The sequence below is a fragment of the Dokdonia sp. Asnod2-E02 genome, assembly GCF_045063915.1.
GTDB lineage: Bacteria > Bacteroidota > Bacteroidia > Flavobacteriales > Flavobacteriaceae > Dokdonia.
In genome coordinates this window covers 609,948-626,075 of sequence record NZ_JBEFNX010000005.1, presented here as the reverse complement: position 1 = coordinate 626,075, position 16,128 = coordinate 609,948, and the positions used below count along the sequence as shown (strand labels likewise).

General features: G+C 37.9%; 11 protein-coding genes. 7 read left to right on the top strand and 4 right to left on the bottom strand.

Features of this window, described 5'->3' with window-relative positions; all coding sequences use genetic code 11:
* The first annotated feature begins 256 nt into the window (after positions 1 to 256).
* From ACJJVM_RS02730 to ACJJVM_RS02720, 3 genes are all read left to right on the top strand, one after another.
* Positions 257 to 2,650, top strand: a complete 2,394-nt coding sequence (locus ACJJVM_RS02730) for a zinc-dependent metalloprotease (protein WP_298354110.1) — start codon at positions 257 to 259, stop codon at positions 2,648 to 2,650.
* Positions 2,651 to 2,721: 71 nt separating this feature from the next.
* Positions 2,722 to 3,741: a low specificity L-threonine aldolase gene (locus ACJJVM_RS02725; protein ID WP_298354107.1), complete on the top strand. Its 1,020-nt coding sequence runs from the start codon at positions 2,722 to 2,724 to the stop codon at positions 3,739 to 3,741.
* A 205-nt stretch (positions 3,742 to 3,946) separates the two neighbouring features.
* Entirely contained in the window at positions 3,947 to 5,053 is a 1,107-nt protein-coding gene (locus ACJJVM_RS02720; RefSeq protein WP_298354104.1) for an OmpA family protein, read from the top strand.
* Between the two features lie 150 nt (positions 5,054 to 5,203).
* Here the strand turns inward: ACJJVM_RS02720 and ACJJVM_RS02715 are convergent, their stop codons facing one another.
* On the bottom strand, positions 5,204 to 5,527 hold the full coding sequence (locus tag ACJJVM_RS02715) for a YbaB/EbfC family nucleoid-associated protein (RefSeq protein WP_298354102.1): 324 nt from the start codon (positions 5,525 to 5,527) through the stop codon (positions 5,204 to 5,206).
* 123 nt (positions 5,528 to 5,650) lie between these two features.
* Here ACJJVM_RS02715 and ACJJVM_RS02710 point away from each other — a divergent pair, with 123 nt between their 5' ends.
* The 3 genes from ACJJVM_RS02710 to ACJJVM_RS02700 all read left to right on the top strand — a co-directional run bounded on the left by ACJJVM_RS02710 (position 5,651) and on the right by ACJJVM_RS02700 (position 10,282).
* A complete protein-coding gene (locus ACJJVM_RS02710; RefSeq protein WP_298354099.1) occupies positions 5,651 to 7,711 on the top strand; it encodes a S9 family peptidase in 2,061 nt (686 codons plus the stop codon).
* Between the two features lie 135 nt (positions 7,712 to 7,846).
* Positions 7,847 to 8,887, top strand: a complete 1,041-nt coding sequence (locus ACJJVM_RS02705; protein ID WP_298354094.1) for a PLP-dependent cysteine synthase family protein — start codon at positions 7,847 to 7,849, stop codon at positions 8,885 to 8,887.
* Between the two features lie 135 nt (positions 8,888 to 9,022).
* The gene (locus tag ACJJVM_RS02700) at positions 9,023 to 10,282 is read left to right on the top strand and encodes an aminotransferase class I/II-fold pyridoxal phosphate-dependent enzyme (RefSeq protein ID WP_035328391.1); all 1,260 of its coding nucleotides are present in this window, start codon (positions 9,023 to 9,025) and stop codon (positions 10,280 to 10,282) included.
* An 82-nt stretch (positions 10,283 to 10,364) separates the two neighbouring features.
* Here ACJJVM_RS02700 and ACJJVM_RS02695 read toward each other — a convergent pair whose 3' ends face one another.
* From ACJJVM_RS02695 to ACJJVM_RS02685, 3 genes are all read right to left on the bottom strand, one after another.
* Positions 10,365 to 11,243: a mechanosensitive ion channel family protein gene (locus tag ACJJVM_RS02695; protein WP_405210728.1), complete on the bottom strand. Its 879-nt coding sequence runs from the start codon at positions 11,241 to 11,243 to the stop codon at positions 10,365 to 10,367.
* A 134-nt stretch (positions 11,244 to 11,377) separates the two neighbouring features.
* On the bottom strand, positions 11,378 to 12,451 hold the full coding sequence (locus ACJJVM_RS02690; protein WP_405210727.1) for an endonuclease/exonuclease/phosphatase family protein: 1,074 nt from the start codon (positions 12,449 to 12,451) through the stop codon (positions 11,378 to 11,380).
* A 67-nt stretch (positions 12,452 to 12,518) separates the two neighbouring features.
* Positions 12,519 to 13,655, bottom strand: coding sequence for a redoxin domain-containing protein (locus ACJJVM_RS02685; protein ID WP_405210726.1), 1,137 nt, complete (start codon positions 13,653 to 13,655; stop codon positions 12,519 to 12,521).
* Between the two features lie 78 nt (positions 13,656 to 13,733).
* Here ACJJVM_RS02685 and ACJJVM_RS02680 point away from each other — a divergent pair, with 78 nt between their 5' ends.
* Positions 13,734 to 16,121, top strand: coding sequence for a GAF domain-containing protein (locus ACJJVM_RS02680; protein WP_405210725.1), 2,388 nt, complete (start codon positions 13,734 to 13,736; stop codon positions 16,119 to 16,121).
* Positions 16,122 to 16,128 lie beyond the last annotated feature (7 nt).

Below are 16,128 nucleotides of genomic sequence, written 5' to 3'. Positions count from 1 at the left end.
TTTGGCGATAGGCTTTCCATATATAGAGGTACCCGCAAGGGTGCCTCTTTTTTTTTGGAGTATATTCAGCAGGTGTATTTACAAGAGCAGTATCCCGCTTTACGTTGCAATTCCTCAGGATGGCACAGCCAGCCCTGCGGGATTTACACTACAATCGGGGCTAGCTATGAGATTTATAGAGTACTCCCTTAGTACCTTATAATTGGCAAGTATATTTTCATCTAAACGTGTATCTTAGACAACCTAATTTTACGATATGAAAAAATACAGCATTCTTGCCATTTGTTTATTAGTCGCAACCAGCACCTTTGCACAGTTTTTAGATTCAAAAAAAGATCTAGTAACCTCAAAAGGATTTTTCACACTGCATTATGATGAGAGTGATGATAAGATATATGTAGAAGTAGATAAGCTAGATGAAGAATTTTTATACGTACACTCACTGCGTACAGGCTTAGGAAGCAACGACATAGGTCTAGATAGAGGGCAACTAGGTGGTAATGCAGTAGTAAAATTTCAGAAAGTAGGTAATAAAATAATGCTGGTACAGCCTAATATGCGCTATAGAGCAAATACTACAAATGAGCTAGAACGCAAATCTATAGAAGAAGCCTTTGCAAAGTCTGTACTCTTTGGGTTTCCTATAAAAGAGCAAAAAGGAGGGAAGTACCTCATAGACTTCACACCGTTTTTACTAGAAGACACACACGGTGTAGCTGCGAGATTAAAACGTGGTAAGGAAGGTACTTATAAATTAGACAAAACAAGAAGCGCTATGTATATGGAGCGCACAAAGGCTTTTCCAGAAAACACAGAGTTTGAGGCGTTACTCACTTTTAAAGGAAGCCCAACGGGAAGAAACATACGCTCTGTTGCACCAGATGCAAAGGCACTTACTGTGGTACAGCACTACTCATTTGTAAAGTTGCCAGATAATAAGTACGTGCCTCGTCCTTTTGATCCTCGTGCTGGAGTAAACGCAACTACATACCTAGATTACGCAACACCGGTACAAGAGCCTATAATAAAGCGCTATGCAAACCGTCATAGACTGGAGAAGAAAAATCCTAATGCAGCTATGAGTGAAGCAGTAGAGCCTATTATCTACTACCTAGATCCTGGTACACCAGAGCCAGTAAGATCTGCATTACTTGAGGGAGCAAGCTGGTGGAATCAAGCATATGAGTCGGCGGGATTTAAGGATGCATTTCAGGTAAAAATGTTGCCTAAGGATGCAGACCCTATGGATGTGCGTTACAATGTAATACAGTGGGTACACCGTAGTACTAGAGGGTGGAGTTATGGAGCAAGCGTGCGTGACCCACGCACTGGGGAGATCATAAAAGGTCACGTAAGCCTAGGGAGTTTAAGAATACGTCAAGATTTTTTAATCGCTCAAGCTTTGATGAATAAGCCTTTTGCAGAGCGTGATGATAATTATGAGCCTATGCTAGAGATGGCGCTCGCAAGAATAAGACAATTAAGCGCTCACGAGGTAGGTCACACTATAGGGTTTGCACACAACTTTGCAGCAAGTTCAAACGGTAGAGCCAGCGTTATGGACTACCCGCATCCTACACTTACGTGGGATGGAAGTGAAGTAGATTTTTCTAATGCCTATGCAACAGGTATAGGAGAGTGGGATAAAGTTACTGTACAGTATAACTACGGAGTGGCTCCTAAGGGAGTTTCAGAAAAAGACTTTCTCAATACTATCTTAACTAAAGCAGAGCAAAGCGGCTTACGTTATATAACAGATAGTGATGCAAGACCGCAGGGAGGAGCTCACGCTAAGGCGCATCTATGGGATAATGGCGCTAGTGCTTACCAAGAGTTAGATAAGATGCTTGCTTTAAGAAAAGGAGCTATCACAAACTTCTCTGTAGATAACATACGTAGCAATGAGCCCTACTCTGTGCTTGAAGATGTATTTGTACCACTATATTTTTACCACAGATATCAAACTGAGGCAGCGGTAAAAATGGTGGGAGGTCTTGAGTATAACTATGCTGTAAAAGGAGATAATAATCTTGACGTTACAAAAATTCTTGACGCTGGTGAGCAAAAAGCAGCGCTTAGTAGTGTTTTAATAACCTTAACTGCAACAGAGCTGGCTATACCTAAAGACAAGTTGGCCTTATTCCCTCCTCGAGCACAAGGGTATGGGAGATCACGTGAAAGTTTTAAAAGTAATGATGGCGTAGGCTTTGATGCTTTAGGCGCTGCAGCAACAGCAAGTGATATGACGTTGTCACTGCTTCTTCATCCAGAAAGAGCAAACAGACTTGTGCAACAGAAGGCGATAGACCCGTCTCAAATGGGACTTGATGGAATGCTCTCTACGCTTGTAAATAGCACCATATTCAGCAACGAGCAAGATTCTTATAAAGCAGGAGTACAACAAACTATAAATTACAATGTACTTAAACATCTTATGAATCTTTCGGCGCATAGTAAGTCTATACCACAGACTAAAGCTTTTACGAGAGCACAGCTTAAACAGGTGAGAGCAAAACTCGCTAGTCAAACTACAGATGCAAATGCGGCATTTATGGTAGATGAAATTGAGACATTCTTAAAAGCACCAGAAAAGTTTAAGGTGTTACCATCACCAAAAATTCCAGATGGATCACCTATAGGATGTATGTAAGTACGCTTTCGCGAAAGCGTAAACTTAAAACTCACCACCACATATTATAATTATATCATACACTAGAATTAATGAAAATAGATTTACGCTCAGATACACTCACAAAGCCTACTCCGGCTATGCTCGATTTTATGATGAAAGCACAAGTGGGTGATGATGTTTACAAGGAGGACCCTACAGTAAACGAGTTAGAAAGTCGCCTGGCTAGAATGTTTAAGATGGATAGCGCTCTATACTTTCCTACGGGGAGTATGGCAAATCAAGCAGCCATTAAGTTACACACACAGCCAGGAGAGCAACTTATAGCAGACCAATATGCGCACGTTTATAATTATGAAGGAGGAGGAGTATCCTTTAATAGTGGCGTGTCGTGCAAGCTTATTAATGGCACTAGGGGTATGATAACTGCATCCCAAGTAGAGGCAGCTATAAATCCGCCAGATTTTTATCATAGTCCGCTCACAACATTAGTGTGTCTAGAAAACACAACAAATAAAGGTGGAGGAGCTTGTTATGATCTAGAAGAGATAAAGAAAATTAAAGCAGTATGCAATAAACACGGTTTAGGTTTACACCTAGATGGTGCAAGATTATGGAATGCTCTTGTGGCAAAAGGAGAGGAGCCATCTAGTTATGGAGAACTATTTGATACAATATCTGTGTGTCTTTCAAAAGGTCTTGGAGCGCCTATGGGATCTGTATTAATAGGCAAGCAGCAATTTATGGATAAGGCAATGCGCGTGCGTAAAGTTTTAGGCGGCGGTATGCGTCAAGTAGGTTATATGGCGGCTGCAGGGCTGTATGCGTTAGATAATCACGTAGATAGAATGGTAGAAGATCACCAGCGAGCGCAAGAGATAGCAACTTTATTAAAAAGTCAAACTTACGTTAAATCTGTTGAGCCTACAGAAACTAATATTGTCATATTTAACCTTAAAGAAACAATTAATGAGACTTCATTTGTAAAGTATCTTTTTGATAATGAGATAGCTATAAGTGATATGGGCCAGGGTAAATTAAGAATAGTTACTCATTATGATTATAATAAAATTGCACACGCCCGTGTTCTAGACGTTTTAGGCAGATTTTGAGCGATTTATCATAATTAGAAAAATCACTAAAAATGCGTTAAGACGTGGAGATTGAGTTTTTTTGTGTTGTTGGTCGTTTTAAACGTGTATTTAATCCTTTTTAAACTTTCTTAAAAAAAAGTTAACGTCTTTATAAGGGAAAGCGGTTATTTTTGTACTTTTAAAATTGAATTCCAACACTTTAATCTTTTAACTATCAATTATTATGAAGAAAATTTTATTTTTATGTGCATTAGTAGGATTTGCATTTGCAAATGTTCAAGCACAAGATTTACCTACAAATCCAGAACCAGGTAAGTGTTACGTACGTTGTACAACTCCAGACATCTATGAGACTCAGAGTGTACAGATCCAAAAAACACCTGCTTACAAAGTACTTAAAGTAGTACCAGCTCAATACGATACAGTAACTGAGCGTGTAATGGTAAAAGAAGCTTCTAAGCGTCTTAGAATTATACCAGCTACTTACAAGACTGAAACAGTAACTTATGTAAAGAGTACTTCAGGTTCTTCTTTAAGAGTAGTTCCTGCTTCTTTTTCTAACGATTCTGAAACTATCGAAGTTAAGTCTGCTTACGCGCAGTGGGAATTAGGTGCTCCAGCTCCTGATTGTGCTTCTTCTAACCCAGACGATTGTCGTTACTGGTGTTACAAAGGATACCCAGCTGAGTATACTACAGTATCTAAGCGTGTACTTGCTGCAGATGCAACTGTACAGTCTACTCCAGGAGGTTCTGCAAACGGAACTTACACTAAGAGAGTTGTTGATCAGCCTGCAAGCGTAGTAGAAGAAGAAATTCCTGCTGAATTTGCAACTATCACAAAAACTGTTCTTGTAAAAGATGCTACTACTACTGAAGATGTAGTACCTGCAACTTTCAACACTGTTTCTAAAGAAGTTCTTAAGCAAAAAGGTGGTCTTACTACTTGGAGAGAAGTTGAGTGTGCTCTTGTTGAGTACCAAGCACTTCCTATCAACTGGAATACTAACTCTGCAACTTTAACTCCTGCTGCAAAAAACATTATCGATACTAGATTAATGCCATTACTTGCTGAAAACCCAGGTGTAAAATTAGAGATCGCTTCTCACACAGATTCTAGAGGAGCTGCTTCTTCTAACCAAGATCTTTCTGAGCGTCGTGCACAGTCTGTAGCAAACTACCTTATCTCTAAGGGAGTAAACAACAGTCTTCTTGTAGCAAACGGATTTGGTGAGCGTAAGCTTAAAAACCGTTGTGCAGATGGTGTTTCTTGTACTGAGCGTCAGCACGCTGCAAACCGTCGTACTGAGTTCCGTCTTATCAACAACTAAGACTTACATTAGCACTAGCTAATCAGTTATATATTAAAGCGCCTTCATAATGAAGGCGCTTTTTTTTGCTTTATACTCAAATAAGTGATTATAACAAAAAAGGCAACCACGGTATGTGGTTGCCTTTTTTAATGCATAATATATATTGTATTATTTAAACATATCCATTCCTGGTATATTAGGCATACCTTCCTTAGCAACGGCAGCCATTTCTGTGTCGTGTATACCTTGTGCCTTTTCTAGTGCCTTATTAAGGGTTAATACAAGATAGTCCTCTAGTTGTTCTTTATCTTCAAGTAACGCTTCATCAAGGCTAATCTCTTTTATACGTCCACTTGCTGTAACAGTAGTTTTAAGCAATTGGTCTGACGATACTTCGTCTATTAAAACTGTTTTAAGTCTTTCTTTTGTTTCTTCAGCTTTTGCTTTGGCTTCTTGTAGTTTTCCCATTAAGCCCATCATATCTCCAAACATAAGTATTGTTTTTAATCATTAGTGAGTACAAAGTTATTAAAAGCTTTGATGACCTATTTCATACAAGCCAGAATTGTTAGACAGATGGGTTGTACTTTTGCATTTCTATAAAATATAAAGCTCTTGATAAAAAATAATATACCACCTGTAGCCAAAAAAATCGCTGTTCAACTAGAAAAGCATAATGATACCCGAGTAGATGATTATTTCTGGATGAATGAAAGAGATAGTCCAGAGGTGTTATCACATCTTAAAGAAGAAAATAGGTATTATGATGAGATGACGTCCCATACCAAAGCTTTTCAAACTGAACTTTTTGAGGAGATGAAAGGTAGAATAAAAGAAGATGATACCTCTGTACCTTATAAGCATAATGGATACTGGTATTATAGGCGTTTTGAAACAGGTAAGGATTACCCATTATATTGTAGAAAAGAGGGAAATTTAGATGCCCCAGAAATCATCGTTTTTGATAATAATGAGATGGCTTCTGGTCATTCATATTTTAGTCAAGCTAGTTACTCTGTCTCAGAAGATAATACCATTGCAGCTTACGGTGTTGATACTGTAAGTAGACGCCAGTATACCATACGTTTTAAGAACCTCCTTACTGGAGAGATATTTAGTACAGAAATTAAAAATACAACCGGTGGTGCTGTATGGGCAAATGATAATAAAACTGTCTATTACTCTAGAAAAGACGAAGAGACACTGCGCTCTAATCAGATATTTAAACACACATTAGGTACAGATCCTAGTGAAGATGTGCTTGTTTATCAAGAAGACGACGAGACTTTTTATACATATGTCTTTAAGTCAAAGTCAAAAAAATATATTCTCATAGGTTCTGACAGTACGATGACGAGTGAGTTTAGATTTGCATCTGCAGCCCGAGGAACAACAGATTTTAAAGTTTTTCAAGAGCGTACACGAGGTCTTGAGTATGCAGTATCGCATTATGATAACGCGTTTTATATACAGACTAATAAAGATAAGGCTACTAACTTTAAGGTAATGAGAACCCCAGAAAACCAAACAGCGATGCAGCACTGGGAAGACCTTATACCTCATAGAGAAGACACGCTTATAGAAGATGTAGAGATTTTTAAGGAGTACTTAGTGATAAGTGAGCGCAGCAACGGGTTAAATAAGATAAGAATCAAAAGCTGGGATGATAGCGTAGACTATTACCTTCCTTTTGATAATGAAACTTATGATGCATACCCTACGACAAATATAGATTTTGATACTCCGGTACTCAGATATGCCTACAATGCTCTAAATACGCCTGCATCTGTTATAGACTTTGATATGAAAACTCAAGAAAAAACGGTTCTTAAAGAACAAGAAATTCTGGGTGGTAATTTCTCAAAAGATAACTATAAGATGGAGCGCATCTGGGCACCTGCTCAAGACAGTGCAAAAATTCCAATCTCTATCGTTTATCATAAAGATACAGTACTAGATGGAAACGCTCCGCTATTACAATATGCATACGGAAGCTATGGAAGTACCATAGATCCATCCTTTAGCAGTATACGTCTTTCTCTGCTTGACAGAGGTTTTATCTATGCCATTGCCCATATACGAGGTGGTGAGTATCTAGGTCGTAAATGGTATGAAGATGGAAAACTCTTAAAGAAGAAAAACACTTTTACAGATTTTATAGATGTTTCAAAACATCTAATAGCACAAAATTATACGTCTTCAAAACACTTGTATGCCTACGGAGGGTCTGCCGGAGGGTTGCTTATGGGTGCGGTAATAAATATGGCACCAGAGCTTTACAACGGGGTCATTGCTGCTGTTCCTTTTGTAGACGTAGTTACAACAATGCTTGATGATACCATACCACTCACCACCGGAGAGTATGATGAGTGGGGTAACCCTAATGATAAGGAGTTTTATGAATATATGAAGAGTTACAGTCCATATGATAACGCTTTCGCGAAAGCGTACCCAAACTTATTAGTAACAACAGGATATCACGATAGCCAGGTGCAATATTGGGAGCCAGCCAAATGGATTGCAAAGCTAAGGGAGAATAACACTTCTAATAACCAAATCATCTTTCAGTGTAATATGGATGCAGGTCACGGCGGAGCATCAGGACGTTTTGAGGCTCTAAAAGAGGTGGCGCAAGATTATGCGTTTTTGCTTGATTTAGAAGGGGTTACTAAGTAGTGGTGAGCGGTGTTGTTTATAACTGTGTGGAATAGAACCCATAAGAAAGAACTTATTTTTAAAAATTATGGTACTTTTGCCCTGTTTTGAGCACAAGTTTTAACCAGAAACCGCTCAAGGCGCTAACCTAGATATATGAACAAGGACTTAAATGTTTATGATAACGCGTTACAACTTATAGGTAACACACCACTCATAAAATTAAATAGCATTACGGCAGACTTTGATGGTGAATTTTTAGCCAAAGTTGAAGCTTTTAACCCAGGCCACTCATCAAAAGATCGTATAGCACTTCACATTATAGAAGAAGCAGAGCGTACGGGAGTACTTAAACCTGGTGATACCATTATAGAAACTACATCTGGTAATACAGGTTTTAGTATTGCTATGGTAAGTATTATAAAAGGTTATGAGTGCATACTCGCTGTAAGCTCAAAATCTTCTCCAGATAAAATTGATGCTCTTAAAGCAATGGGAGCAAAGGTGTATGTATGCCCGGCAAATGTAAGTGCAGACGACTCTAGATCTTATTATAGTGTAGCAAAAAGACTGCACGAAGAAACTAAGGGTTCTGTATACATTAATCAGTATTTTAATGAGCTCAATATAGATGCTCATTACTTATCTACAGGTCCAGAAGTGTGGAATCAGACAGAAGGGAAGATTACTCACCTCATTGCTTGTAGTGGTACAGGTGGCACAATATCTGGTACGGCTAGATTCTTAAAAGAGCAAAACCCAGAGATAAAAGTAATAGGAATAGATGCTTATGGGTCTGTGATTCAAAAGTATCACCAGACACGTGAGTTTGACGCTACAGAGATTTATCCATACAGAATAGAAGGTTTAGGTAAAAACTTAATACCTACAGCTACAGATTTTGACGCTATAGACGAGTTTGTAAAAGTAAGTGATGAAGAGGCAGCACATAGTGCTAGAGAGATTGCGACCAGAGAGGGGTTATTTGTAGGTTATACAAGTGGTGCCGCTATACAAGGTTTAAAGCAGCTTGCTGCACAAGGGGAGTTTACAAAAGATAGTAAAGTAGTTATCATATTTCCAGATCACGGAAGCCGCTATATGAGTAAGGTCTTCTCTGATAAATGGATGAGTGACCAAGGCTTTTTTGATAGTCAAAATGAAGAAGCTGTCGCAACTATAGAATACATAAAGTAATCTAAAATATTACGTATATTTAAACTCCTACCTCGTGTAGGAGTTTTTTGTTTTTGGCAATCATACTATTAGATTTTACTGTTAGGTAAAAATGTCAAAATTGTGTACTTTTGCACCTGTTTTCAAAACAAGCATATGAAAGATTTATTTGATAAAATTTACAAGGATAAGGGACCATTAGGTAAATGGGCATCAGTAGCAGAGGGATATTTTGTATTCCCAAAGTTAGAAGGGCCTATTTCTAACCGTATGAAGTTTCAAGGGAAAGAAGTGATCACGTGGAGTGTAAATGATTATTTAGGTCTTGCAAATCGTCCAGAAGTAAGAGCAGTAGATGCACAAGCAGCTGCAGATTATGGATCTGCTTACCCTATGGGTGCTCGTATGATGTCTGGTCACACAGAGCTACACGAGCAACTTCAAAATGAGTGTGCAGCCTTTGTACAAAAGGAAGCAGCTTACTTACTTAACTTTGGTTATCAGGGCATTATGTCTACTATAGACGCGCTGGTAGGTAAGGATGATATCATTGTGTATGATGTAGATACCCACGCTTGTATTATAGATGGTGTGAGATTGCATATGGGTAAACGTTTTACCTACAAGCATAACGATATGGCAAGTATCGAAAAAAATCTTGAGCGTGCTACAAAAATGGCAGAACAGACAGGTGGTGGAATCTTAGTGATTTCTGAAGGTGTGTTTGGTATGCGTGGAGAGCAAGGAAAACTAAAGGAAATAGTTGCTCTTAAGAAAAAATTTAACTTCCGTTTACTTGTTGACGATGCACACGGTTTTGGTACACTAGGTGCTACTGGTGCAGGAGCAGGTGAGGAGCAAGGTGTTCAAGATGATATAGATGTATACTTTGCAACGTTTGCAAAGTCTATGGCATCTACAGGAGCATTTATTGCTGGAGATCAAGAAATAATAGATTACTTAAAATATAACCTACGTTCACAAATGTTTGCAAAGTCACTGCAAATGCAACTTGTGGTAGGAGCACTTAAGAGATTAGATATGCTACGCTCTATGCCAGAACTTCGTGAGAAGTTATGGGAGAATGTAAATGCATTACAAGGTGGTCTTAAGGAAAGAGGTTTTGATATAGGTACAACACAATCTTGTGTAACACCAGTATATCTTAAAGGATCTGTGCCAGAAGCAATGGCACTTGTAAAAGACTTACGTGAGAACCACGGAGTATTCTGTTCTATTGTTGTATACCCTGTAATACCTAAAGGTCTTATACTTCTTAGAATGATACCTACGGCATCACATACGCTTACAGACGTAGAAGAAACACTTAACGCTTTTGAGGCGATACGTGAGCGTCTTGATAATGGAACGTACAAGAGACTTTCGGCAAAGGTGGCAGAGGCTTTTGGAGCTTAAGTCTTAAGGATAATAAAAATGAAAACCCGTTACTAGTTATAGTAACGGGTTTTTTTATGCTTTCGCGAAAGCGTAATAACAACTATTCACTTTCCTTTACCATTGATAGTTTGTTATCAAATTGCAGCGTTCTTATAGGGAATGGAATATTTACATCATTTGCATCAAATGCTTTTTTAATAGCTAGCATCCCTTTGTGCTTTGCTGTGAGCTTCTCTTTTCCGTTTTGACAGTCTACCCAGTAACGACATACAAAGTCTATAGAACTGCCACCAAAGGCCGTGTAAAAGAATTCTACCTCCTCATTAGACCCATCTTGTGCAAATGTATTATTAATGGTCTCTTTAGTAAGCTTTTCTACCATCTCAAGATCAGACTCATAGCCTACACCACATTCTATAACTATACGTGCGCGGTCTGTGATAGAGTAATTCTTGAGTGGATTATCTGTAATCGTTTTGTTAGGAATGATTACAATATTGTTATCTGGTTCACGTAAGCTAAAGTTATTGAGTTTTATGTCTTCTACATAGCCAGTATACCCACTCGTTTCGATCCAGTCACCTATATTAACTCGTTTTCTAAAGGAGAGTATAATCCCTGCAATACCATTTGCAAGCGCTCCTTGTAGGGCTAGACCTATAACGAGTCCAGATACACCAGCACCAGCTATAAGTGTGTTGAGCGTTTTATCAAGATTAAGAACGCCTAAGGCAAGAAATAAGCCTACAAGCACAACGATTACGGCAAGGGCTCTACCTATAAGTTTTGTAATAGACTTTTGCGGTACATACTTCTTTACTACCTTTTGTGAGTACTTGTTTACTAGGCGCGATACAAAGTATGCGATCACAAGTACAAGTATAGCGACTGCTAGATTAGGAAGGTTTCTTATAAATGCTTCTACCCATCCCCATAATTTGGTCGATAGGTTATTTAATGATTCTGTTATTTTATCCATTAGGGTTTTTCTTTGGTTTAAAACCAAATTACCGTCAAATGTTAAAATTTCTATCTCATTTAACCTTCATTAACTAGTAAATATGGGTATTTCTAAAAAAAATTAAGAAAAATAGGAGTACGCTTTCGCGAAAGCTATCTCGTCGCCTCTAGCTCTTCTTGCTCTGCAATGCGGGCAGAAATCCTCCCATCTGCTATGATCTCTTTGATGTCTTGAACTTCTTCTTTTGACATACTAGGGTTAGGAACGTCAACATCTACAAGCGGGAAGGCGATGTTATAATACATCGCAAAATGATCTGAACCAAATCGTGGTAAGCGCTTCATCTGGGTGACGTGCAAATCCTTTGAATAAAATAAATGATCTAGCGGAAATCTAAGCAACCAGTAGTTTGCGTGGAAGGATGGATACAAACCTCTTCCTACACGTGGGTCAAGATATCCTGTCATTTTACTAAAAAGGCGTGAGGTTTTAGACCATACCACATCATTGAGATCACCACATACTACGGTAGCGTCTTGTGACTCTCTACATTTTTTACCCACAAGCATAAGCTCTGCATCCCGTTCTTTTGACGTTTCATTTTCTGTAGGGCTAGGTGGAGCAGGGTGTATTGCTATGAGATTAAATAGCTGGTTTGCGTAGTTTATCTCACAATGTATGGAAGGAATATCCTTTTCTACTAGATAATGTACATCTGCACTCTTAAAGGGAATTTTAGAATATATATGCATCCCATAAAAGTTATCTAGCGTAGCTTTAACAGTATGAATATACTCTGGAAATGCCGCAGAGATGGCGTCATCCCACTTTTGGTCTGACTCCATTGTAATAAATATATGAGGTTTGCTTTCTTTTATGAGCTCTATAAAGGCATCATAATTTGTATTAGTTTGTAAAACGTTTGCTGTGACCAGCGTGAGTTGTTCTTTGTGAAATTGCTGCTTAGGCTTGCGGCGGTGATAAAAAGGCGTGTATGGTCTTATAAGAATGACCTGGTATAGCAGTACAGCAGCAATGGCAGAAATAGCAATTATTTGCAAGACATTAAATTGCTTCCAGAATATAAAAGCAAGGGCAATGAGTATAACTTGTATAACAACCGTTTGTAATCGCACAAAATCAAAAAACCTAACGGTCCAGTGAGATTTAGGCAATAGCGGTAGCAGTGGTGCTACAATAAACAAACAGATAAGCCCTATTAACATAGTAGTAAATGTAAACAGGCTATATGATATTTGCTATATTTTTTACAATACTTTGTGACGACAGCTTTTAGCTCTCGCCTAAAAGCTCTTTCATTTTTGCACCTAGGGCAGATCCTCTAAGGTCTTTTGCGATAATAACTCCATTCTCATCAAGTAAAAATGTAGCTGGTATTGCACGCACACCATAGCTTCTAGGTATTGGGTCTTGCCAGTAGTTTAAGTTAGAGACGTGGTACCAGTCCATTTTATCATCTTTAATAGCTTTTTTCCACCTAGCATCTTGCCCTGGTCTATCTAGAGATACACTTATAATGTTAAGTCCTTTATCGTGATACTGGTTGTATACATTTACAACATTAGGGTTTTCCATACGACAAGGTCTACACCAAGAAGCCCAAAAGTCTATAATCGTGTACTTTCCTAATGCATCAGATAAGGCAAGTTCTTTACCTTCTGGAGTCTTTGCGCTAAACTCTGGAGCTTTATTACCCACACTAGCCAGAGCACTTGCAATGCGTTGTGATTTGAGCTGTGCGATATAGTTTTCTACACTTTCACCTATAGGAGAATCTTGTATGTCTTTTGATAAGCTCTGGAAATAAGCATCAGACTCTTCTACCTTAAGAACTTTTGCATTAATAAGATCAGATAGAGCTATAATTGAGACCATCTTGTCTGTATTATTCTCTACTACGGCTTTTTTATCAACAATAAATTGCTCGTCTATGTCTGAAATTTTTTCACGCATAAGAGTGACCATTACGCCATCTGTCTCACGTTGCGCTTTTTGCATTTCTTTAATGTATTGTTGTTTTTTTACAGCAGTCTGTCTAGCGCTATTTCTGTAAGAATTAAATAATTCATTTTCTAAACTTCCTGTCACAATTGATGCGCCTAGACTATCTTTGTACAATTCTACAGTAAGAGGTTTTGCATCCTTTACTAGTAAGAGTTGGTTATTTGGTTTTCCTTGGCTTAAGATTAAAATGCCTGTACCGTCAGTAATAGGTTTTTGAAAAGTAAACTTTTCTGCTGTTACAAGAGCAGTATCTACAGCTACACGTTTATTGTTAGAACCTAATTCTTCTAAGTAAAGCTCAGTGCCATCAGGCATTCCAGCAGCGGTACCTTGTATTGGAGAAATGTCATTATTCCCACAAGAATAAAGTAAGAAAAGTACGGCTATCGCTACTAATTGTTTCATAAATGATTATTTTAAGTAACAAAAATAAGAATAGTGCGTATAATAAAGAAAGAAAGAGGGCTATAGAAGCCAGAAGTTATGAAAACGAGTATGCAATTTAAAAATCAAGATTTTCCGTTGGACCTACGTTTTAGCGTGGAGAAGCTTATGGCGCACTACACGCAAGAAGCAGCAACAGATCATCTACAGGCTCAAAATAGAATTAAAGAGCTTACTCAAATAACACAAAAGTTTCCAGAGCTTGTAACAGGTATAAGCGATCTAGACAACTTATCACAATATCAAGAGCAGATAGATAATTTACTCTTAGATCTTTTTCCTGCAGTATTACAAGGCAATGAGATAAAAATAGTCTCAATGCCATTTCAAGAGACGGTATTACAATCTACAAAGCGATATAAGTCTATTATAGCTAGCGGAGGTGAAGAGTATACTCCAGAGATAACAAATTTTGATGATAACCATTATTACATAATGGGCTGCAGCATTATCTTAATGCAGTATTACGGATATAAGATTGATTTTAGAAGGCCATTTTATTACGAGATACCAGATGCAAGTGGTATGACACGTTCATATAGAATGCTATATAACGGAGACTTTGTAGGTATAGAAAAAAAGCCAGAAACTCCAGAAATCACAGAAGAGGATGTTGCCGTGTTACTAGATAACTTTGATAACATAGAGGTGTGGAAAGAAAAATTCCCCTCTCAAGGTTATATTTTTAAGGGCTTTGTAATTGCAAATCTATATGATGCTACGGTAGATGTATCCATATCAAACCTTAAATCTGGTCTATTACAATATGACCAAGAGAACACAAACTTTACAGAAGATTTCCATAAAATCTTTCAGGCAATATTCAATTTACCAGAAATCCAAATAGGTTTTTCTAACTATAATGAGCAAGAAGGTAAATTTGAGCTGGTACCCCTTAAAAAAATAAACAGCTATATCCTTTATGGTGAGACTGAGGCTACCTGTACATCTGCACTCTGTACAGGATCATATGACGCCGTTTTTAAGACAGGTAAGTATTTTGCAGTTTCAGACATCAACCATCATCATAAAAGTTTTCCAGACATCAAGATGTATGAAAACTTTAAAGACCAAGGTATAGGGAGTGTGATTCTTGCCCCTGTGAGGTATAAGGGCAAGTTACTAGGTATTTTTGAGTTAGCTTCTCCTAATGTAGGTGAGCTTAACACTATTAATGCAAATAAGCTAGAAGATGTAATGCCTTACATTGTAGAGGCAGTAGTTAGAAATAAAGAGCAGCAAGAAAATGAGATAGAGCTCATTATTCAAAATGAGTGTACCTCAATACATCAGAGTGTTTACTGGAAGTTTGAGCAAGAGGCAAAACGCTTCTTAAAGTTGCAAGCTCAAGGAGATGCAAATGTTCAGTTTAGAGATGTTGTTTTTAAGGATGTATATCCGTTATTTGGTCAGATTGACATAAAAGGGTCATCAGAGTCACGTAATAAAGCAACCCAAAAGGATATCTTGTTACAGCTAGATAAGGCTATAGAAATTCTAAAAGAAGCGCGTAGCATTGAGAATTTACCCATATATGAGCAACTAGAGTTTAATCTTAATGAGTTTCTAATTGAAACTACTGAGCAACTTGAGGTAGACAGTGAGCGTAAAATACTTAACTTTTTAAAAGAGAATATACGCCCATTATTCAGCCATTTATTAAAACGCAGTGATAAGCTTAAATCACTCATCACATCATATAGAAGCCAGATAGAAGATAATCTAGGGCTTGTGTACCGACACCGTAAAGAGTATGATGAGTCTGTTATGTTGCTTAACAAGCGTATGGCGGCCGTACTTGAAAAGAAGCAAAAAACGGCTCAAAAAATGTATCCACACTTTTTTGAATTGTTTAAAACAGATGGAGTAGAGCACAATATGTACCTGGGAGAGTCTATAACAAAAGACGATAGCTTCAATAAAATTTACCTCTATAATTTACGCTTGTGGCAACTACAAGTAATGTGTGAGATGGAGAATGAACATTTCTCGCTTTCGCGAAAAATGGATCACCCACTAGAAGTTGCTTCTATGATATTAGTTTTTAACACCTCATTATCTGTACGTTATAGAATGGACGAAAAACGTTTTGACGTAGATGGTACTTACAACGCAAGATATGAAGTTGTAAAAAAACGTGTAGATAAAGCTTATATAAAAGGCACTCAAGAGCGTATTACACAAGCTGGTAAAATTACCATCGTGTACTCGCAATATGAAGACGAACAAGAATACCTACGCTACATTAAATTTTTGCAAACTAAAAATTATTTAGGATCTGAGATAGAGATATTGCAGTTAGAAGATTTACAAGCGGTTACTGGCCTCAAGGCATTACGCGTTAACGTACTTTACGCTCAGAAAAAGGGAAAAGCAAAAAAGAGCTTCTATACCTATGAAGATCTTATGGAAGAGATAAAGGCATAAATAATAT